Here is a 19,318-nt window from a genome sequence, read left to right as displayed (position 1 = left end):
GGCGAGGTAAACGAAAATGATCCGGATTTCATCTCAGCAGATTTTCTCTGGCGGCATCAGCCGGATGCAGGACGTGAACAGCAACCTGGTCAAAACCCAGGAGCAGATTTCCACCGGCAAAAAGGTCAACAGGCCCTCCGATGACCCGGTGGCTGCCGCACGCATCCTGAAGCTCAATCAGGAGGTCAAGCGCATAGAGACTTATGAGCGCAACGCCAACCTTGCCGATAACCGCATCAAACAGGAAGAGAGCACCCTGGCCAGCGCGGTGGATATCATCCAGCGGGTGAGGGAACTGACGGTTCAGGCGGGTAACGGTTCGTTGTCTGCCAATGACCGTCAATCCATTTCCGCAGAGCTGAAAGAGCGACTGGGCCAGCTGGCGAACATTGCCAACACCCGGGATGCCTCCGGTGAATACATTTTCAGCGGCTTTCAGGGCAGTACCCCGGCATTCGCCAAGGACGACTTTGGCGCCTGGAAATATCAGGGTGATGAGGGCCAGCGGGTACTCGAAATAGATGACGGCGTGACAGTTCCGATCAGCGACCATGGCAAGGGTATTTTTGTGAACGTGCCAGCGGCGGTTTCTGTTACTGGTTCGGATGACGGCACGGGCACCGGTGTTGCTGCCCAGGGTTATGTGTCCGGGTTGGAGCTGATTGCACCGAAAGGCCTGAAAGACGCGTTCAGCCCGGCGGTTCCCGATGACCTGACGGTGAGGGTGATTGATGTTGGTGGCGGCAATCTGAATATCGAAGTGGAGGATCCGCGTACAGGCACGATTTTGACGACACAACCCTCGCCGGCGGTGCCTGGTGAGGAGTTTGTGGTCGCTGGTCTGCGTATGACCGTTAACGATGCCGCCGATGGTGACGAATTTACACTGGGTATCAGCGACAAGCAGTCCATCTTCGGCACCATCGAGAAACTGATCGCTGGTCTGGACAGCATCGACAAGGCGACACCAAAATCCAGCGCCGAGTACGATGCGCTCATTGCGGAATCGTTGACTAACCTGGACAACGGCCAGGAGTCCATCATCCTCAAGCAAACTGAACTGGGTGGCCGGTTGAATGCCATCGAATCCACTTCGTCATTTCTTGAGGATTCGGGGCTGTACACCAAGGAAATCCGTTCACAGCTGCAAGACGTGGATTATGCCGAGGCCATCAGTAACCTGAGCTTCCAGAGCTTTGTGTTACAGGCCGCCCAGCAGTCGTTTGCGCAGATCTCCAGGCTCTCTTTGTTTGATCGTCTGTAATTGGCTGAGGCGGTAGGAGATTTTTACTCCCCGCCCGGTTGCTTTCAGATTCAGGCTCAGTATAATCCTCCCACTCTCCGATGGCGGCGTGGTGAAATTGGTAGACACGACGGATTCAAAATCCGTTGGGGTAAAACCCGTGGCGGTTCGAGTCCGCCCGCCGCTACCACTTATTGGCCGCAACCTGCGGCATCGTGAATAGCCGGCCCATGAACGTCTCCGATTTTCATTTTGACCTGCCGGACGAGCTTATCGCCCGTTACCCGCTCAAGCAACGCAGCGCGTCCCGACTGCTGGCACTCGAAGGCCTTACCGGCCAGACCCAACACCTGAACTTCACCGATCTCCCCGGCCTTTTGCAGCCTGGCGATCTTCTGGTATTCAACAACACCCGTGTGATTCCGGCCCGCTTGTTTGGCCAGAAGGAATCCGGTGGTCGTGTTGAAATCCTGGTGGAGCGACTGTTGGGTGAGTTTGAATTGCTGGCCCACGCACGTGCCTCAAAGGCTGTTAAAGAAGGCCAGAAGGTCATCCTGGAAGATGGCTCTGCTCTGCGCATGGTGGGCCGGGAGGACGCACTTTTCCGATTTGTATACGAGGGCCGTGAGCCGGTCCTTGATGTGCTTGAACGACTCGGGCACATGCCGTTGCCGCCTTACATGGAGCGGGATGATGAGCAGTCTGACCGGGAGCGTTATCAAACTGTCTATGCCAAGGAGGCGGGCGCTGTCGCCGCGCCAACGGCTGGGCTGCATTTTGACGACGAGCTGCTCAACGTCCTCAAAAGCACTGGTATCGAGTTTGCCTATGTGACTCTGCACGTGGGCGCTGGAACTTTCCAGCCGGTGCGGGTCGACAAGATCGAAGACCACCTGATGCACAGCGAAGTGGCCCACGTGCCCCAGGAAACCGTGGATGCGGTTGAGCGCACCCGGGCCCGGGGTGGCCGGGTGGTTGCGGTTGGAACCACTTCCGTACGTTCGCTCGAATCCGCCAGTCGGGCAGGGCAGCTGAATACGTTCCGGGGGGAAACCGATATCTTTATCTACCCGGGCTATCGTTTCCAGACCGTTGACGCCATGATCACCAATTTCCATCTGCCGGAGTCCACACTGATCATGCTGGTCAGTGCCTTTGCCGGCTACCGTAATATCATGTCTGCCTATCAGGAAGCCGTTGAACAGCGGTACCGTTTTTTCAGTTACGGTGACGCCATGTTCCTGACCGCCCAGGAGCCAAGCCGGGGCATGCTGGCCGGGGCAAACCAGACCGAATCCCGTGGAGAATCCTTGTGAGCAATTCCTGTTTTATGTCGTTCGAGAAGCTGGGCGAAGATGGCAGGGCCCGCCGGGGCCGGCTGACCTTCCCCCGTGGAACGGTTGAAACGCCTGCGTTTATGCCGGTCGGTACTTACGGCACGGTTAAAGGGATGTTGCCAAGAGATATCGAGGCAATCGGCGCGGAAATTATCCTGGGCAACACCTTCCACTTGATGCTGCGCCCGGGCACGGAAGTGGTCAAGGCCCACGGCGACTTGCACGATTTCACCCAGTGGCAGGGGCCAATACTGACCGATTCCGGCGGCTTTCAGGTGTTCAGCCTGGGCGAGATGCGCAAGATTACCGAGCAGGGCGTGACCTTTCGCTCCCCGGTAGACGGCTCAAAGGTGGAGTTGTCGCCGGAAATTGCCATTCAGGTGCAACGTGACCTCGGTTCCGACATTGTCATGATATTTGATGAATGCACGCCGTATCCTGCTACCGAGAAACAGGCAAAAGAATCCATGGAGCTGTCCCTTCGTTGGGCGGAACGCAGCAAAAAGGCCCATGAGGGCAATCCGGCGGCGTTGTTTGGCATTGTCCAGGGTGGCATGTACGAGCCCTTACGGGACCGATCCCTGCAGGGACTGACCGATATCGGGTTTGATGGCTACGCCATTGGCGGTCTGTCGGTGGGCGAGCCGAAAGAAGACATGATTCGCATTCTGGACCATTTGCCTTCCAAAATGCCGGAAGACAAGCCTCGTTACCTGATGGGGGTTGGACGTCCGGAAGACATTGTTGAGGCAGTTCGCCGGGGGGTAGACATGTTCGACTGTGTTATGCCAACCCGTAACGCCCGGAATGGCTACCTGTTCACCTCGACCGGCATCGTCAAGATTCGTAATGCGAAGAATCGTCACGATACCGGCCCGCTGGATGAACGTTGTGACTGTTATACCTGTCAGAATTTCTCAAAGAGCTATCTGCATCATCTGGATAAGTGTGGTGAAATGCTGGGCGCGCAGCTCAACACCATCCACAATCTGCGCTTCTATCAGAACCTGATGAGTGGATTGCGTGGGGCCATTGAAGCAGGTACATTGTCCGACTTTATAAGCGAATTCTATGCCTTACGTGGCGAATCTGTGCCGCCGCTGGGTGAATCCTGAGCAATTTTTATCTCAATATCAGTCAATAAACGGAGAACCTGAATGAAATCAATCAAACTGCTCATCGTTGGTCTGCTGTCTCTGATGCCTGCACTTGCCATGGCGCAGGATGCCGGTGCCCAGGGCATGAGCGTGATGGGTCAGATCATCTTCTTCGCCGGCTTTATCCTGATCTTCTACTTCCTGATCTGGCGCCCGCAGTCCAAGCGTGCCAAGGAGCATAAAGCGCTGATGTCCGGCCTGAACAAGGGCGACGAAGTGGTGACTTCCGGTGGCGTTGCCGGCCGCATCACCAAGGTGTCTGACGACTTCATCGTGCTGGAAGTGTCTGATAACGTCGAGATCAAGATTCAGAAAGTGGCGGTGGCCGCGGCGCTGCCCAAGGGCACACTGAAAGATATCTGAGCCAGTTGTGCGCAGGGCGGCCTATGGTCGCCCGTTTTGTGTTGACTTGCTGAAACACCAAGGCCGGCGCCATAGCTGGCTCGAAGGATTCTCATGCTGAACAAGTATCCTCTCTGGAAGAACCTGATCATAGTGTTCGCACTGGTCATCGGGTTCATTTACGCGTTACCGAATTTCTTTCCCGATGATTTTGCCATACAGGTTACCGGCGCCCGGGGCAGCACCGAGGTAGACCAGCGTGTGCTGGACCGTGCCCTCGGCGCCCTTGAAAGCCGCGGGATCGAAGTCAAGGAAAGTTCTCTTGAAGACCGCAATGCCCTGATTCGCCTGAACAGTTCCGACGCGCAGTTGCGGGCTCGCCCGGCAGTGCAGGCCGCCCTTGGTAACGATTACCTGGTGGCTCTGAACATGGCTCCCTCAACTCCTGGTTGGCTGCGTAGCCTCGGTGCAGGCCCGATGAAGCTCGGCCTTGACCTGCGAGGTGGTGTTCACTTCCTGCTGGAAGTAGACATGGACACGGCTGTCAGCCAGCGTCTGGAGGCGTTTTCCGGGCAGATCAAAAGAGAACTTCGGGATGAGCGTATTCGCTATCGGGGTGGAGATGTTGAAGGCAACCGGGAGATTGTTCTTAGCTTCCGGGATTCTGAGTCTCGCAGTGCAGCCTTTGATCTGATTCGTCGGCAGTACAATGAGTTTCTGCTCAATGAAAGCACCCGGGAAGGCGAATTCCTGTTGGCACTGACCCTCTCTGAAGCTGAAGTGAGGAATATCCAGGAATATGCCCTGGAACAGAACCTGACCACCATCCGTAATCGTGTCAACGAACTCGGCGTGGCGGAGCCTCTGGTTCAGCGCCAGGGCGCAGATCGTATTATCGTTGAGCTGCCAGGTGTGCAGGATACCGCCCAGGCCAAGCGGGTTCTCGGCGCAACAGCCAATCTGGAATTCCGGATGGAAGCCCGCCAGGATACCCCGGGAGCAGAAACCGAGCAGTTCGGTTTCCGTGACAACCCCCAGCGAACAGCTCGCCTCGAGCGGGACGTGATTGCCACCGGTAATAATGTGGCTAATGCCCAGCAGGCCTTCGATGAGAATGGTCAGCCGCAGGTTAACATCACCATGGATTCGGTTGGCGGCGACCTGATGAACCGCGCTACCCGCAATAATGTGGGGCGCCGCATGGCGGTGCTGTTTATCGAGTTCCGCACCGAGACTGAAGCGCAGGAAGTAGACGGTGAGATTCGGGAAGTCGAAAAGCGGATTGTGGAAAAGGGGCTGATCAGCCTGGCAACCGTGCAGTCAGCGCTGGGTAGCAGTTTCCGCATTACTGGTCTGGATTCGATACCGGAAGCTGCAGAGCTGGCGCTCCTGTTGCGGGCAGGTGCACTGGCGGCACCCATGTACTTTGTTCAGGAGCGGACCATTGGGCCAAGCCTCGGGCAGAAGAACATCGACGCTGGTGTAACCTCTGTTGCCTTTGGTTTTGCCTTGGTGCTCATTTATATGTTGGTGTTCTATCGTGGCTTCGGGGTAGTGGCGAATGTCACGCTGACCCTGAACCTGATGTTGCTGCTGGCGTGTATGTCCATTCTGTCTGCCACGCTTACCTTGCCAGGTATTGCCGGTATCGTTCTGACAGTGGGTATGGCGGTTGACGCCAACGTTCTAATCTTTGAGCGAATAAAGGAAGAGCTGAAATCCGGGGCGCCCCCTCAAAGTGCGATTAACGCGGGGTATGGTCGAGCCTTTGTGTCTATCTTTGATGCCAACATAACCACTCTGTTGGTCGCTGTGATCCTGTTTGCCATGGGTTCCGGCCCGGTCAAAGGGTTCGCGGTAACACTGAGCATCGGCATCCTGACCTCGATGTTCTGTGCCCTGGTGGTCAGTCGCGCCATTGTGAACGTTGTCTACGGCGGCCGCAGGGTTGAGAAATTGTCGATCGGGGGGAAGCTGGCTAATGGCTGATACACAGAAACAACCATTTGATTTCATGGGGTTGCGGAAGATTGCTTCCGTGCTTTCGATCACACTGGTGGTGATTTCCCTGGCTTTGTTGGGTGTTCGCGGCCTGAACTTTGGCATGGACTTCACCGGCGGTACCTCAGTAGAGCTGGAGTACGCCGAGGCGCCGAGCCTTGACGCTATCCGGGACCAACTGGCAGAAGCGGGCTATGAGCAGTTCGTCGTTCAGAACTTCGGCGCGGATACCACCATCCTGATCCGCATGGCGGAAGCTGAGAACGATCAGTTAGCCCGTGAGGTGGCTGGCATGCTGGCTGCCTCCGGCGCCGAGCTCGAGTTGGTGGGGTCCGAGTTCGTCGGTTCTCAGGTTGGCGATGAGCTCAAAGAAGACAGTGGTCTCGGGCTGTTGATTGCCTTGGCGGTGGTGCTGATCTACGTGGGCATGCGCTTCCAGTTCAAGTTCGGTATCGCGTCTGTGATACCGCTGGCTCACGACGTCATTATTGTGCTGGGCGTGTTTGCGCTGTTCCAGTGGACGTTTGACCTGACCGTGCTGGCAGCGTTGCTGGCGGTAATCGGTTACTCGCTGAACGATACCATCGTTGTGGCGGACCGTATTCGGGAGAACTTCCGGAAAATGCGGGTAGGTGAGCCCTGGGATATCATCAACGAGTCCATTCACCAGACCATCACCCGTACCATCAATACTTCTGGTACAACCTTGGTGGTGTTGCTGGCGTTGTATTTCTTCGGTGGTGAGGCCATCAACAACTTCGCCCTTGCGCTCATTATTGGCGTGGTTGTGGGTACCTATTCCTCCATCTATGTCTCTGCCAATATGCTGATGGTGATGGGTGTTACCCGCGAAGACCTGATGGTACCGGCGAAGGAAGGCACCGGTGAAGAAGCCGAAGAAGAGCAGCCGCCCGAGTGGCTTAACCGGATGTGATCCGGTGGGGAGGCCCGGGCCTCCCGCTTTCCGAGGCATGAAAAAACCGCCAGTCCCGTGAGGGACTGGCGGTTTTTTTGTACCGGGAAGTCTACCTGGGCAGACGGCCGCGGAACGGGTGCAATACCTTGAGCACTTCGCGGAACAGCTTTGGATTGGCCACAACCAGCTGTTTGGCATTGCCAGCAGACGGGTTGCCGGAGAAATCGCCAGTCAGTGCGCCGGATTCCATGGCCAGGGTGACACCCAGGTCCAGGTCTGAGGCTTCCGGCCGGAAGATTACAGCGGCGTCCAGAAGGCCTGCAGAAACGCGGGCAATATCCAGAACAACGCAGCCGGAGGTGCGGAACATGGCGCTCTCACGCGCCAGCACTGCGGCCATTTCGCCCCAGATCATCGGGTCGTCGCCTTTGCGAGCCTGATCCAGCAGGTTGGTGGCAAATGCCGCCTTGCCGGGTAATTTGATTTCAGACGTGCGCACACGGCGGCTGTTGAGGGCTGCCCCATGGCCGCGGCTGGCAGAATATTCTTCACCTGTGATCGGATTGACCAGCAACAGGTTTTCTGTCCGGTTGTTCTTTTTCTGGCTCAGTGCCAGGGCAAATTCCGGAATACCACGAATGAAGTTTTCGCGGCCAAGCACGGGGAAGATGTGCCAGCTGCGCTCGCTGCCAGCGGCGTCGGCCTCGCCCATCGGTGCGATGGTGTGATCTCGATATGCCTTTTCCAGTTGCTCGGTGAAGTTGTCATAAATGGATTTCTCAACCCGTTCGAGCTGGCGGTAGCGCTCGGCCTCGTCCTTGCCGTTGGGTTCCTGTCGCTCGAAATGTGCTTTCAGGTAATCTGATCCCTGGCGGGCAACGCGCAGGGCCATTTTAATTGCTGGTTGCATCTGAGTGTTCATTATCCGGGTGTGTGAAGGCCCGGTATGATAGCAAAAACAACCCGCGCTTGTACGTTTTTTGGCTCAGCAAATGCACGGATACCATGGGTTTCGGCAACTCCGGAGAGCAGGGCGGCCCGGGTTTCTGCTATCATTCCCTACCAATATTTAACGTCTGTTAATTCATAGGCCCGAAAACCATGCACAAGCCCGCATTGCCACAGGAAGGTTCTGACACGTTCAATGATCAGGTCAGGATCGTCCTGGTTGAAACTTCGCATTCCGGCAATATTGGTGCGGTCGCAAGGGCGATGAAAAACATGGGGCTGGGCAACTTATGGCTGGTTAACCCGGCTTCGTTCCCGGATGAGGCCTCTTACGCGCGTTCTGCCGGTGCCTCAGATGTTCTGGACAGGGCCCAGGTGGTTGCCACGCTTGACGACGCGCTGGCGGATTGTGTTCTGGTGATGGGTACCAGTGCCCGCGGCCGGAAGGTGCCCTGGCCGGTGATTGCTCCGCCCCAGGCGGCAGCGACGGCGGGCGAATATAGCCGGCAGGGTCGGGTTGCGCTGGTGTTCGGGCGTGAAAACCACGGTTTGTCCAATGATGAGCTTCAGCGTTGCCACTACCACATTCATATTCCGTCGAATCCGGACTACAGTTCATTGAATCTGGCCATGGCGGTGCAGGTGGTTTGCTACGAATTGCGCATGCATTACCTGCGCAACCTTGAAGAAGGTGAGGCGAGTCCCAATCTTGAGGCCATGGTTGGACCGGGCGACCGTGGCTGGGATGTGCCGCCGGCAGAAGTGCAGGAGGTGGAAGGCTTCTTCGGGCATCTGGAACAGGTGTTGGTGGATGTGGATTTCCATCGTCGTAACAACCCCAGGCAGCTGATGACCCGCCTGCGACGCCTGTTTCAGCGTGCACGTCTTGACCAGATGGAAATCAATATCCTTAGGGGCATTCTGACATCCGTACAAAAGGCTGCCGGAACCCTGCCGGGGAGCGACAAGCAGAAAAATACTGCGGATGAGGGGCAGGAAAAAGGCCATGTTTGAGCGTTTAAGGGAAGATGTCAAAAGCGTATTTCACCGGGATCCGGCGGCGCGGAACACCTTCGAGGTGCTTACCAATTATCCGGGCCTCCATGCATTGCTGTTTCACAGGTTTTCCCATTGGCTCTGGAATCTTGGGCTGAAGTGGCTGGCACGGACCATCTCCACGTTGGCGCGCTGGTTCACCGGCATTGAGATTCATCCGGGTGCGACCATTGGTCGGCGGTTTTTTATCGACCACGGCATGGGCGTGGTGATCGGGGAAACCACGGTTATCGGCGATGACGTCACCCTCTATCAGGGCGTTACCCTGGGCGGAACGAGCTGGAACAAAGGCAAACGCCACCCAACCATCGGTGATGGCGTGGTTGTCGGTGCAGGCGCAAAGATTCTTGGGCCGTTCGAAGTGGGCCCTGGTGCGAAGATTGGTTCCAATTCCGTGGTGACCAAGGCCGTCCCCGCCGGCGCTACAGTGGTGGGTATTCCGGGCCGGGTGATTGTGAAGCGCCACTCCGACGATGACGTGCGGCGCAAGGAGATGGAAGAGCGCATGGGCTTTGACGCCTATGGTGTGACGGAAGAGATGCCAGACCCGGTTGCCCGGGCCATGCGTTCGCTCCTCGACCACATGCATGCGGTGGATGATCGAATTGAAACCATGTGCAAAGCACTCCGTAAGGTGAACAGTGAATATCAGAACGGAGAGCTGCCGCCGTTGCATGAAGAAGACTTTGACTGTGTGCGCGACGAGGCGGACAACGAGGGCAGGGGTTGAATACTTGACTGTTTTGGTGGGTCAATTCATACTCAGCCCTGCGAATCGAGATTCAATCCCATCACTGGGGCTGAGAATATGAAGCTGACCACCAAAGGCCGCTACGCTGTGACGGCGATGCTTGATCTGGCTCTGCACGGAAGCCAGGGGCCGGTAAGTCTTGCGGATATTTCAGCCCGGCAAGAAATTTCCCTCTCTTATCTGGAACAGTTGTTCTCGCGTTTGCGTCGCCAGCATCTGGTGGTGAGTGTGCGTGGTCCGGGCGGTGGCTACCGCCTGAGTCGGCCTGCCGACGACGTGTTTGTTGCTGAAGTGGTGGATGCGGTCAGTGAATCGCTCGACACCACCCGTTGCGGCAACAAGGGCGATTGCCAGAATGGCGAGAAGTGTCTTACCCACCATTTATGGTCTGATTTGAGTGATCAGATCCACCAGTTCCTGAGTGAAATCAGTCTGGGGGATTTGATGCGGAAGCGCGAGATCCGTCAGGTGGCGGATCGCCAGAACCGGAAGCACTCGGATGATGACTCTGACGCGATTAATACCCAACGCCTGACCGACCAGGCCACTGCCTGATAAACAGCATCCTGTGATTATGAAAAAGCCCGTATACCTGGACTACGCGGCCACGACGCCCGTTGATCCGTCTGTTGCCTCAGACATGATGAACTACCTGACCCTTGACGGAGTGTTTGGTAATCCTGCTTCTCGTTCCCATGGATACGGGTGGCAAGCGGAAGCGGCCGTTGAAAACGCTCGACGCCAGGTCGCTGACCTGATTCACGCCGACCCAAGGGAGATTGTCTGGACCTCCGGCGCTACCGAGTCCGACAACCTGGCCATCAAGGGTGCGGTTGCCGGCCACGAATCGCCTCACATTGTAACCTCGGTGATCGAGCACAAGGCGGTTGTGGATACCTGCAAATGGCTCGAGCAAAACGGTGTTGACGTTACCTGGCTGCACCCCGAGTCTGACGGCCGGATTGACCCCCAGGCGGTGGTAGCCGCCCTGCGTGATAACACCGTGCTGGTCAGCCTGATGATGGTGAATAATGAGCTGGGGTGTGTGACCGATATTGCCGCCATCGGCGAGCAGCTTCGCCAGCGAGGCATCCTGCTGCATGTTGATGCCGCTCAGGCTGCGGGTAAAATCCCGGTGGTGGTGGGCGAGCTGAACGTTGATCTTCTGTCTTTGTCAGCGCACAAGGTCTATGGCCCGAAGGGCGTGGGAGCGCTTTATGTGCGCCGTTCTCCCGATGTGCGTATTCAGGCCCAGATGCATGGCGGTGGCCATGAGCGGAGGATGCGTTCTGGTACCCTGCCAACCCATCAGATTGTTGGCATGGGGCGGGCGTTTGAGCTGGCCGGCGCGGGGCTTGATGATGAACTGTCCCGGCTTGAATCGCTGCGCGAACGATTTCTCACAGGGCTGGAAGGGCTCGAAGGGGTGCACTTTAACGGCAGTCGGGAACATCGGGTGCCTGGCATTGTCAATCTGTCATTCGAGGGTGTGGAGGCTGAGTCTTTAATGCTCGGGCTGCGAAATCTCGCGGTATCGTCCGGTTCCGCCTGCGCCTCAGCGACAGTAGAGCCCTCGTTTGTGTTGCGGGGCATAGGTTTGAGCGATGAGTTGGCGCACCGTGCCCTTCGGTTTTCGTTTGGCCGGTTCAGCACCGAGCAGGAAATGGATTTTGCCTGTTCGCAAATTATTGATGTTGTTACCCGACTTCGTGCCGTGCGGTAGGCAGTTGGACCCGGACTGCGTATAATCGCACCTCTGAATTTTCATGAACCTGACTGGAGAAATACCATGGCAAACGAGCGCACGCTCTCTATTATCAAGCCCGACGCGGTCGCCAAGAACGTTATCGGCGAAATTTACAGCCGTTTCGAGAAAGCTGACCTGAAAATCGTCGCTGCCAAGATGATGCACCTGACCCAGGAGCAGGCAGAAGGTTTCTACGCCGAGCACAAAGAGCGCCCGTTCTTCAACGACCTGGTTGCTTTCATGACGTCTGGCCCGGTGGTTGTGCAGGTGCTGGAAGGCGAAGGCGCCATCCTCAAGAACCGCGATCTGATGGGTGCTACCAACCCGAAAGAAGCGGCGGCCGGCACTATCCGTGCCGACTTTGCATCATCCATTGATGCCAATGCCGTTCACGGTTCAGACTCAGCAGCTTCCGCTGAGCGTGAAGTGGCGTATTTTTTCAATGACAACGAGATCTGCCCGCGCGGTTGATGTTGTTGGTTCAGGGGTGGTGAAAACCACCCCTGAATTGGTTATCTGATCGAGGTTATTGCATGACTGGCACTGCCGAAAAAATCAATCTCCTGGGGATGCCCAAAGCCAAGCTTGAGGCGTTCTTTGAGACCCTGGGCGAAAAGCGCTTCCGGGCGCAGCAGGTGCTGCAGTGGATCCATCAGCGAGGCGTTGATGACTTCGATCAAATGACCAATATGAGCCGCGTACTGCGTGAACGGCTCAAGGAGATCGCCGAAGTTCGTGGTCCGGAGGTGGTCTACGACGAAACCTCCAAAGATGGCACCCGAAAGTGGGTGATGCGCATGGATAACGGCAACAGTGTTGAAACCGTACTGATTCCGGATGGCGAGAGGGGCACCCTGTGCGTGTCTTCGCAGATTGGCTGCAGCCTTGACTGCACGTTCTGTTCCACCGGCAAGCGTGGCTTCAACCGTAACCTGACTGCTGCTGAGATTATTGGTCAGGTCTGGGTTGCCCGAAGAGCCTTCATGCCCTTTGATCCCACCGACCGCCCGATCACCAACGTGGTGATGATGGGCATGGGTGAGCCACTGCTCAACTTTGACAATGTCGTCGATGCCATGAACCTGATGATGGAAGATCTGGCCTATGGAATCTCCAAACGGCGGGTGACCCTGAGCACGTCTGGCGTGGTGCCTGCCCTGGACCGGTTGGGTGAGGTTACCGATGTTTCACTGGCCATCTCGCTCCACGCACCCAATGATGAGCTACGCAACACGCTGGTTCCATTGAATAAAAAGTATCCCATAGCGGAACTTCTGGCGGCGACACGGCGGTATCTGGCTCGGTTGCCGGATAAACGTAAGGCCACCATTGAATATACGGTTATTGAAGGCGTTAATGATAAACCGGAACATGCGCGGGAGCTGGTGGCCCTGTTGAAAGGCCTGCCTTGCAAGATTAACCTGATCCCGTTCAACCCGTTCCCGGAAAGCGATTTCAAACGGCCCAGCATGAACGCAACGCGGCGATTCCAGACGGTACTCAACGAGGGCGGATACGTAACCACCATTCGTACCACCCGTGGTGATGACATAGACGCTGCCTGTGGGCAATTGGTCGGGCGGGTGGAGGACCGAACTCGCAGGAGCCAGAGATACATTGCAGTACAGCAGGTAAATCCCTGATTTAATAACGCGGAAGCGACTAAGGTAAGGTGTTTCGTGAAAGGAAAAGCACAAGGCTCGCATCTGTTTACAATGGCTGTTCTATTGTTCGGTCTTGTTCTCTCCGGTTGTGTGACCACAACCGACAGTCGCTTTTCCCGGGAAGCGGACCGCGACAAAGCGGTCAGTAACTACGTACAGCTGGCCACGGCCTATATCGGTCAGGGCAATCTTGATCGTGCTCGCCACCACCTTGAACGTGCCCTGGAACTCTCCCCGAACAGTTCTGAAGCCCTGGCAGCCATGGGGTTGGTCTATAACGCTGAGGGCGAGCCGGAACTGGCCGAGCGTAACTTCAAACGTGCCATCAGTCAGGATTCCAGTTACTCCCGGGCGCGGGTTTACTACGGTGCTTTTCTATATAGTAACGGACGGTTTTCCGAAGCCCGGGATCAGTTCAGTGTTGCTTCACGCGACACCGGTTATCGGGAACGCGGAGCGGTATTCTATAATTTGGGCATGACCGAGGAGCGGCTTGGCAACCTGGACGCCGCTGAGGGAGCCTATCGTCGAGCCGTGGAGTTGACCCGTGGTGAAGCAAGAACCTTGCTTTCCCTGTCCAGGGTGTTGGTTGAGAAAGGAGATTTTACCGAGGCCTCGCGTTATTACAGCCGTCTCCAGACCATGATTCAGCGCAATACCCGCTTGTCACACTCGGCTGAGAGCCTGTATACGGGTATCCGGATAGCGCGGCATTTTAATGATCGTGATCAGGAAGTGAGCCTGGCGATGTTGCTCCGAAATGATTACTCAGATTCTCTGGAATACCAACAATACAGGGTGTTGATTGCCAATGACCGGTGACGTGGAGCCAGATCAGGTGACGGCGGAGCCTGTCGGGGAGCAGCTTCGGCAAGGGCGGGAGCGTCTCGGATTGAGCGTCTCAGCCATTGCTGATGAACAGCATCTCCGGCCGTCTGTGATTCAGGCTATAGAAAACGGCGATTACAGCAAAATAGACAGTGAGCTTTTCCTAAAAGGGTATGTGCGTGCCTATGCCCGCCAGGTGGGGCTGGACGCAGACGCGGTTATTGCCGACCTGAATCGGGAGCTGGAGCCGGCTCGCCAGCAAAGGGAACAGGAACACCAGGCAAGCCCCCTGGTTTCCATTGAACGCAAGAAACGCCGCAAGCGTCAGGTTGCAAAAGTGCTCTTGGCGCTGTTGGTTGTCGCGTTGGTGGCCTACCTGATCGCAGGATATCTTGCGGAGCAGGGAGAGGACGGCGAGGCAGCTCCAGAGGCGGAAACCCCGGCCGAGACAGTGACGCCGGAACAGGGCCCGGCGGCCGATGGTCAGGACGTGCAGCCGGTGACCGAGCCGAATGACGAGTTCGGCGCTGCGGAACAGCCGTTACCTGAAGAAGGCTCGACGGTTCTGGAAAGTGAACGTGTACCCCCGGCAGAGCCGCTGGAGCCTGAACCCATCGGTGCGGAGCTGGATGAGCTTCCGGCTGATCGGGTGCCCGCTGTCACCCCGTCGACAGAGCCTGCCTTGCAGGAAGAGCAGCTGCTTGCTCCCGCGGCGACAACCGAGGCCAGGCTGCAGATTGCCTTTTCAGGAGATTGCTGGGTACAGGTGACAGACGCCGGCGGTAGCCGGTTGGTCAGCGGCTTGCGACGTAGCGGAGAGCAACTGGATGTGACCGGAGATGCACCGTTGACTGTGGTTATTGGTGCTGTGAGCGCCGTTGAGTCCATTCGATTCCAGGGTGAAGCCCTGAATATTGGTGATTTTCGCGTAGTGAACAACCGGTCGGAGTTCACGCTCGAACTTTGATCCGAACGCCCGAATAACTGTTGGTTCCAGCAAATGAAACACGAATCCCCGATCAAAAGACGTAAATCCCGCCAGATCATGGTGGGCAATGTGCCGGTTGGCGGCGATGCACCGATTGCGGTTCAGAGCATGACCAACACAAACACCTGTGATGTAGAGGCGACTGTTGGCCAGATTGCAGCGTTGCAGGAGGCCGGCGCCGATATCGTCCGTGTTTCAGTACCCTCCATGGAGGCCGCTGAAGCGTTCGGACAGATTCGCAAGCGCGTATCTCTGCCGCTCGTTGCCGATATTCACTTCGATTACAAAATTGCCCTGCGAGTGGCCGAGCTTGGTGTTGACTGTTTGCGCATCAACCCCGGTAACATTGGTCGGGACGATCGCGTCAACGCCGTCATCAGCGCGGCTCGGGACGGCAATATCCCGATCCGTATTGGCGTGAATGCCGGGTCTCTTGAAAAGAGCCTGCAGCGTAAATACGGTGAGCCTACCGCAGAGGCCCTGGTAGAGTCTGCCATGCGGCACATCGATATTCTGGATAAACACGATTTCCAGGATTTCAAGGTTAGCCTGAAGGCGTCAGAGGTATTTATGACCGTTGATGCCTACCGGAAGATTGCCTCCCAGATTGTACAGCCTTTGCACCTGGGTATTACCGAGGCCGGTGGCTTTCGTTCGGGTACAGTGAAATCCTCTATCGGCCTGGGCATGTTGCTGATGGACGGTATTGGCGACACCATTCGGGTATCACTGGCCGCAGACCCCGTGCAGGAAATCAAGGTTGGCTTCGATATTCTCAAGAGCCTGCGTTTGCGCAGCCGTGGTATCAACTTCATCGCTTGCCCCAGCTGTTCCAGGCAGAACTTTGATGTGATCCAGACCATGAATGATCTGGAGGCTCGCCTCGAAGACGTCAATACCTCCCTGGACGTTGCCATTATTGGCTGCATAGTGAACGGTCCTGGAGAAGCCAAGGTGGCGGACCTCGGGTTGACGGGCGGTACGCCGAAAAACCTTCTGTATTTGGACGGAAAGCCAAATCAGAAGTTGGACAATGCGACGTTGACGGACGACCTGGAGCGAATCATCCGGGAAAAAGTTGCAGAGCGGCAGCAGCAGGAAGAATCCGTGATTGCCCGGTCTGCGGACTGAGCCGTCCAATTCGACATCATTCATTAAAGTATCAGGGTTTTAACTTGGCTAAGATTCAGGCAATCCGCGGAATGAACGATATTCTGCCGGAGCAGACCCCCGTCTGGCAGTATGTAGAGTCAACGGTACGTCAGGTACTTGGGCAATACGGATACCAGGAAATCCGCATGCCGGTGGTTGAACAGACCGAACTGTTCAAGCGCTCAATTGGTGAAGTCACTGACATCGTCGAAAAAGAAATGTACACCTTTGACGACAGGAATGGCGACAGCCTGACCCTTCGCCCGGAAGGCACAGCCGGTTGCGTCAGGGCAGCCGAAGAGCATGGCCTGCTGTTCAACCAGACCCGCCGGCTTTGGTATACCGGCCCGATGTTCCGCCACGAACGCCCCCAGAAAGGCCGCTACCGCCAGTTCCACCAGATTGGCGTGGAGTGTTTTGGCATGGATGGTCCGGATATAGACGCCGAGTTGCTGATACTCACGGCGCGGCTGTGGCAGGTCCTTGGTCTTGCCGGGCATACGCGCCTTGAGATTAACTCCATTGGCACCAGTGAAGCCCGGAAAGTCTACCGCCAGGCTCTGGTTGATTATCTGGACCAGTACCGGGATCAGCTGGATGACGACAGTAAGCGCCGGTTGACCACGAATCCGTTACGGATTCTGGACAGCAAGGATGCCGGAACCCGGAAAATCCTGGAAGGGGCGCCAAGCCTGGACGATTACCTGGATGACGAATCCCGGGCCCACTTTGAGCAATTGAAGGGGCTGTTGGACGCCGCCGGCGTGAAATACAGCGTAAACCCGGCCCTCGTTCGGGGTCTGGATTATTATGGCAAAACCGTTTTCGAGTGGATTACCGACAGTCTCGGTGCACAAGGCACCGTGTGTGCTGGTGGCCGTTACGATGGCCTGGTAGAGCAGTTGGGTGGCAAACCAACCAAGGCGGTGGGCTTTGCTATGGGGCTGGAGCGACTGATCCTGTTGCTCGAAACCCTGGAATTGGTGCCTGATTACGTTAACAACCATGCCGACGTATACGTAACCGCCATGGGCGACAAGGTTATCGCCCCGGCGATGGCGATTGCGGAAGAACTTCGCAGCGCGTTACCCGGTCGTGTGGTTGTCACTCACTGTGGCGGTGGCAGCTTCAAGAGCCAGATGAAGAAGGCGGACCGCAGCGGCGCCCGCTACGCGGTCATCCTGGGCGAGAATGAGCTGGCCAGTGGCAATGTTGGCCTGAAGCCCTTGCGCGACGATGAGCCGCAGCAGGACATTGCCCGCAGTGAACTGGCCCAGGCGCTCGCCAACCGGCTTGCACAATGATTTTCACAAGAACAGCAACATTATTGATGAACAGGAGTTTACATGGCTGAGTTGCGCACCGAAGAGGAACAGATCCAGGCGATCAAGGACTGGTGGAAGAAGAACGGCAGTTCTCTGCTGATTGGTATCGGTGCTGCGCTGGCCATCGTATTCGGCTGGCAGGCCTGGCAGAACCACCAGGCTCAGCAGCGTGCGGAAGCGGCTAACCAGTTTGCCACTCTGCTCAATGCCTTTGCCGACGAATCCGACGAGAATGCCAGCGAAACCGTCGCATTTGTTGCCGAGTCCCTTCGCAACGACTATGGCAAGAGCGCCTACGCCATCTATGGCAACCTGGTACTGGCTCGCCAACAGATGATGGTGGACGGTAACGCTGAGGCCGCCATTGACTCATTGAACTGGGCCCTGGACAAGGCAGCGGATTACCCGGCCCTGAGCCTGGTTGTGCGTAACCGACTGGCCCGGGCACAGTTTGCTGCCGAGCGGTACGATGACGCTCTGGCAACCCTGGATGGTGCGGCCAATGCCGACGCCTTTGCTGGCGTGTTCTCAGAATTGCGTGGGGACATCCTGCTCGCACAAGGTGACACCGACGGCGCCCGTGATGCCTACATCACGGCACGGGAGCAAAACCAACAGGGCCGCAGCGGTATTCTGGAACTTAAGCTCTCTGACCTTGGTGTTGGGGAGGGGGCCTGATGCGGGTAACTCGCAACAGGTTCGTTCGTTTTTCTCTGGCATCCTTGGTGGTGCTGCTCGTGGGCTGCAGCACCAAGGATACCTTTGAACAGCCGGTGCCGGTTCCTGAAATTGATGCCAGTGTTGAGTTCAAGCGTATCTGGACCATGTCAGTCGGTAAGGGGCATGATGACCAGTTTTTGCACCTGGCACCGTTGTACGCCGGCGACGTGATCTATGCAGCCTCTGCCGATGGCCTGCTGGTGGCGGTGGAGCCCGGGAATGGCAAGGCGCTCTGGCAGCGGCGGTCGAAAGACCGGATATTTGCCGGCTTCGGTGGCGACGGTAACCAGTTGTATTACATCACCCGCGATGCCGAACTGGTTGCCTTGTCACGGGAAACCAGCGAGGAGTTATGGCGGGCCTCATTACCGACCGAAGGTCTTGCTGCGCCCCAGTCCAATGGCTCTCTGGTGGTTGCGCAAACCACCGATGGCCGCGTTATCGGTTTCGATGCTGCTAATGGCGAACGCCTCTGGCAATACGACGGCCAGGTACCGGTGCTGTCCATGCGGACGGCGGCGGCTCCTTTGGTGGGCGGCGACATTGTGATTGCTTCTTTCGCCAACGGCCGTGTTATAGCGCTCACCGCGGATGCTGGCCAGCCGGTCTGGCAGTACGAGGTCGGGCAACCACAGGGCCGTACAGAACTGGAGCGGCTGGTGGATATCGGTGGCCAGCCGTTGGTCCTTGAATCGGCCATTATGGTGGCCGGGTACCAGGGCAAACTGGCGCTGGTTGATATTCGCTCCGGGCAGGAAATCTGGAGCCGCCGTGCTTCAAGTTTCTACTCGCCAAGTATCGGTGGTGGCAGCATCTTCCTGGCGGCGGCGAACGGCGACATTATTGCCTATCGGGGCAGCGACCGCCGTGAACTCTGGGTTCAGGACCGGTTGTCGTGGCGCCAGGTCACCCGGCCGGTGGCCAGTGGTGACTACGTGGTCACCGGGGATTACGAGGGCTACCTGCACGCACTGTCCCGGGAGGATGGCGCCTTGCAGGGCCAGCTGAAGTTCGACAGTGACGGTATCCGCGTACCGGTTCAGGTGATTGAAGATGGTAACCTGCTGGTTTACGGCAACGGTGGGCGAATGGCGGTCTATAGCCTGAAACCAAAAAAGTAACACCGTTCACATGATCAGCCCG

19 protein-coding genes and 1 tRNA gene are annotated in these 19,318 nt (G+C 57.0%); 19 read left to right on the top strand and 1 reads right to left on the bottom strand.

The features are described 5' to 3' along the window. Nucleotides 1–16 precede the first annotated feature (16 nt). From flgL to secF, 7 genes are all read left to right on the top strand, one after another. Nucleotides 17–1,264: a flagellar hook-associated protein FlgL gene (gene flgL / locus RVM24_RS06885; RefSeq protein ID WP_431475150.1), complete on the top strand. Its 1,248-nt coding sequence runs from the start codon at nucleotides 17–19 to the stop codon at nucleotides 1,262–1,264. Between the two features lie 82 nt (nucleotides 1,265–1,346). Beyond that, a tRNA-Leu gene (locus RVM24_RS06880) sits at nucleotides 1,347–1,433 on the top strand. 40 nt (nucleotides 1,434–1,473) lie between these two features. After that, on the top strand, nucleotides 1,474–2,559 hold the full coding sequence (gene queA, locus RVM24_RS06875) for a tRNA preQ1(34) S-adenosylmethionine ribosyltransferase-isomerase QueA (RefSeq protein WP_431475149.1): 1,086 nt from the start codon (nucleotides 1,474–1,476) through the stop codon (nucleotides 2,557–2,559). Between the two features lie 14 nt (nucleotides 2,560–2,573). Then, on the top strand, nucleotides 2,574–3,695 hold the full coding sequence (tgt, locus tag RVM24_RS06870) for a tRNA guanosine(34) transglycosylase Tgt (protein WP_058091139.1): 1,122 nt from the start codon (nucleotides 2,574–2,576) through the stop codon (nucleotides 3,693–3,695). A gap of 42 nt (nucleotides 3,696–3,737) precedes the next feature. Next, on the top strand, nucleotides 3,738–4,100 hold the full coding sequence (yajC, locus tag RVM24_RS06865; protein ID WP_058091100.1) for a preprotein translocase subunit YajC: 363 nt from the start codon (nucleotides 3,738–3,740) through the stop codon (nucleotides 4,098–4,100). A 93-nt stretch (nucleotides 4,101–4,193) separates the two neighbouring features. Beyond that, nucleotides 4,194–6,068: a protein translocase subunit SecD gene (gene secD / locus RVM24_RS06860; RefSeq protein ID WP_058091099.1), complete on the top strand. Its 1,875-nt coding sequence runs from the start codon at nucleotides 4,194–4,196 to the stop codon at nucleotides 6,066–6,068. Continuing rightward, nucleotides 6,061–7,014, top strand: a complete 954-nt coding sequence (gene secF, locus RVM24_RS06855; protein WP_058091098.1) for a protein translocase subunit SecF — start codon at nucleotides 6,061–6,063, stop codon at nucleotides 7,012–7,014. The genes secD and secF overlap by 8 nt, the downstream gene beginning before the upstream one ends. Nucleotides 7,015–7,105: 91 nt before the next feature. On the opposite strand, the gene RVM24_RS06850 is transcribed toward secF, so the two are convergent. After that, nucleotides 7,106–7,906: an inositol monophosphatase family protein gene (locus RVM24_RS06850; protein WP_058091097.1), complete on the bottom strand. Its 801-nt coding sequence runs from the start codon at nucleotides 7,904–7,906 to the stop codon at nucleotides 7,106–7,108. A 191-nt stretch (nucleotides 7,907–8,097) separates the two neighbouring features. Here RVM24_RS06850 and trmJ point away from each other — a divergent pair, with 191 nt between their 5' ends. The 12 genes from trmJ (at nucleotide 8,098) to bamB (ending at nucleotide 19,296) form a co-directional block, all read left to right on the top strand. After that, entirely contained in the window at nucleotides 8,098–8,958 is an 861-nt protein-coding gene (gene trmJ / locus RVM24_RS06845) for a tRNA (cytosine(32)/uridine(32)-2'-O)-methyltransferase TrmJ (RefSeq protein ID WP_286921209.1), read from the top strand. Beyond that, a complete protein-coding gene (gene cysE, locus RVM24_RS06840; RefSeq protein WP_058091095.1) occupies nucleotides 8,951–9,730 on the top strand; it encodes a serine O-acetyltransferase in 780 nt (259 codons plus the stop codon). The genes trmJ and cysE overlap by 8 nt, the downstream gene beginning before the upstream one ends. A 78-nt stretch (nucleotides 9,731–9,808) precedes the next feature. Then, complete coding sequence (gene iscR, locus RVM24_RS06835; RefSeq protein ID WP_061332149.1) at nucleotides 9,809–10,306, top strand: Fe-S cluster assembly transcriptional regulator IscR; 498 nt, start codon at nucleotides 9,809–9,811, stop codon at nucleotides 10,304–10,306. 19 nt (nucleotides 10,307–10,325) lie between these two features. Then, on the top strand, nucleotides 10,326–11,474 hold the full coding sequence (locus tag RVM24_RS06830; protein ID WP_286921208.1) for an IscS subfamily cysteine desulfurase: 1,149 nt from the start codon (nucleotides 10,326–10,328) through the stop codon (nucleotides 11,472–11,474). 66 nt (nucleotides 11,475–11,540) lie between these two features. Continuing rightward, complete coding sequence (ndk, locus tag RVM24_RS06825; RefSeq protein ID WP_058091092.1) at nucleotides 11,541–11,969, top strand: nucleoside-diphosphate kinase; 429 nt, start codon at nucleotides 11,541–11,543, stop codon at nucleotides 11,967–11,969. Nucleotides 11,970–12,031: 62 nt separating this feature from the next. Beyond that, entirely contained in the window at nucleotides 12,032–13,141 is a 1,110-nt protein-coding gene (gene rlmN / locus RVM24_RS06820; protein WP_106695891.1) for a 23S rRNA (adenine(2503)-C(2))-methyltransferase RlmN, read from the top strand. A 72-nt stretch (nucleotides 13,142–13,213) separates the two neighbouring features. Continuing rightward, the gene (pilW, locus tag RVM24_RS06815) at nucleotides 13,214–13,984 is read left to right on the top strand and encodes a type IV pilus biogenesis/stability protein PilW (RefSeq protein WP_286250113.1); all 771 of its coding nucleotides are present in this window, start codon (nucleotides 13,214–13,216) and stop codon (nucleotides 13,982–13,984) included. Further along, entirely contained in the window at nucleotides 13,974–14,957 is a 984-nt protein-coding gene (locus RVM24_RS06810) for a RodZ domain-containing protein (RefSeq protein ID WP_286921207.1), read from the top strand. The genes pilW and RVM24_RS06810 overlap by 11 nt, the downstream gene beginning before the upstream one ends. 33 nt (nucleotides 14,958–14,990) lie before the next feature. Next, nucleotides 14,991–16,109 carry a flavodoxin-dependent (E)-4-hydroxy-3-methylbut-2-enyl-diphosphate synthase gene (gene ispG, locus RVM24_RS06805; protein ID WP_061332158.1) on the top strand — a complete coding sequence of 373 codons (1,119 nt, stop codon included), beginning with the start codon at nucleotides 14,991–14,993 and terminating at the stop codon, nucleotides 16,107–16,109. A 44-nt stretch (nucleotides 16,110–16,153) separates the two neighbouring features. Further along, on the top strand, nucleotides 16,154–17,434 hold the full coding sequence (gene hisS / locus RVM24_RS06800; protein ID WP_286250108.1) for a histidine--tRNA ligase: 1,281 nt from the start codon (nucleotides 16,154–16,156) through the stop codon (nucleotides 17,432–17,434). A 42-nt stretch (nucleotides 17,435–17,476) separates the two neighbouring features. Beyond that, entirely contained in the window at nucleotides 17,477–18,133 is a 657-nt protein-coding gene (locus tag RVM24_RS06795; RefSeq protein WP_286921205.1) for a YfgM family protein, read from the top strand. Then, nucleotides 18,133–19,296 (top strand): outer membrane protein assembly factor BamB, encoded by a 1,164-nt coding sequence (gene bamB / locus RVM24_RS06790; RefSeq protein ID WP_061332161.1) that lies wholly within the window; start codon nucleotides 18,133–18,135, stop codon nucleotides 19,294–19,296. Before RVM24_RS06795 ends, bamB begins: the two co-directional genes overlap by 1 nt. Nucleotides 19,297–19,318 lie beyond the last annotated feature (22 nt).

Origin of the sequence: Marinobacter sp. KM021 (assembly GCF_050707965.1) — a bacterium.
Classification (GTDB): domain Bacteria; phylum Pseudomonadota; class Gammaproteobacteria; order Pseudomonadales; family Oleiphilaceae; genus Marinobacter; species Marinobacter shengliensis.
Note: the sequence above shows the minus strand (reverse complement) of the source record. Positions and strands in the feature narration are given on the sequence as shown.

What these genes read in the sequence shown, in the direction of transcription:
- flgL (WP_431475150.1), top strand. Translation starts at nt 17, where the DNA reads ATGATCCGGATTTCATCTCAGCAGATTTTCTCTGGCGGCATCAGCCGG.
- queA (WP_431475149.1), top strand. Translation starts at nt 1,474, where the DNA reads ATGAACGTCTCCGATTTTCATTTTGACCTGCCGGACGAGCTTATCGCC.
- tgt (WP_058091139.1), top strand. Translation starts at nt 2,574, where the DNA reads ATGTCGTTCGAGAAGCTGGGCGAAGATGGCAGGGCCCGCCGGGGCCGG.
- yajC (WP_058091100.1), top strand. Translation starts at nt 3,738, where the DNA reads ATGAAATCAATCAAACTGCTCATCGTTGGTCTGCTGTCTCTGATGCCT.
- secD (WP_058091099.1), top strand. Translation starts at nt 4,194, where the DNA reads ATGCTGAACAAGTATCCTCTCTGGAAGAACCTGATCATAGTGTTCGCA.
- secF (WP_058091098.1), top strand. Translation starts at nt 6,061, where the DNA reads ATGGCTGATACACAGAAACAACCATTTGATTTCATGGGGTTGCGGAAG.
- RVM24_RS06850 (WP_058091097.1), bottom strand. Translation starts at nt 7,906, where the DNA reads ATGCAACCAGCAATTAAAATGGCCCTGCGCGTTGCCCGCCAGGGATCA.
- trmJ (WP_286921209.1), top strand. Translation starts at nt 8,098, where the DNA reads ATGCACAAGCCCGCATTGCCACAGGAAGGTTCTGACACGTTCAATGAT.
- cysE (WP_058091095.1), top strand. Translation starts at nt 8,951, where the DNA reads ATGTTTGAGCGTTTAAGGGAAGATGTCAAAAGCGTATTTCACCGGGAT.
- iscR (WP_061332149.1), top strand. Translation starts at nt 9,809, where the DNA reads ATGAAGCTGACCACCAAAGGCCGCTACGCTGTGACGGCGATGCTTGAT.
- RVM24_RS06830 (WP_286921208.1), top strand. Translation starts at nt 10,326, where the DNA reads ATGAAAAAGCCCGTATACCTGGACTACGCGGCCACGACGCCCGTTGAT.
- ndk (WP_058091092.1), top strand. Translation starts at nt 11,541, where the DNA reads ATGGCAAACGAGCGCACGCTCTCTATTATCAAGCCCGACGCGGTCGCC.
- rlmN (WP_106695891.1), top strand. Translation starts at nt 12,032, where the DNA reads ATGACTGGCACTGCCGAAAAAATCAATCTCCTGGGGATGCCCAAAGCC.
- pilW (WP_286250113.1), top strand. Translation starts at nt 13,214, where the DNA reads ATGGCTGTTCTATTGTTCGGTCTTGTTCTCTCCGGTTGTGTGACCACA.
- RVM24_RS06810 (WP_286921207.1), top strand. Translation starts at nt 13,974, where the DNA reads ATGACCGGTGACGTGGAGCCAGATCAGGTGACGGCGGAGCCTGTCGGG.
- ispG (WP_061332158.1), top strand. Translation starts at nt 14,991, where the DNA reads ATGAAACACGAATCCCCGATCAAAAGACGTAAATCCCGCCAGATCATG.
- RVM24_RS06795 (WP_286921205.1), top strand. Translation starts at nt 17,477, where the DNA reads ATGGCTGAGTTGCGCACCGAAGAGGAACAGATCCAGGCGATCAAGGAC.
- bamB (WP_061332161.1), top strand. Translation starts at nt 18,133, where the DNA reads ATGCGGGTAACTCGCAACAGGTTCGTTCGTTTTTCTCTGGCATCCTTG.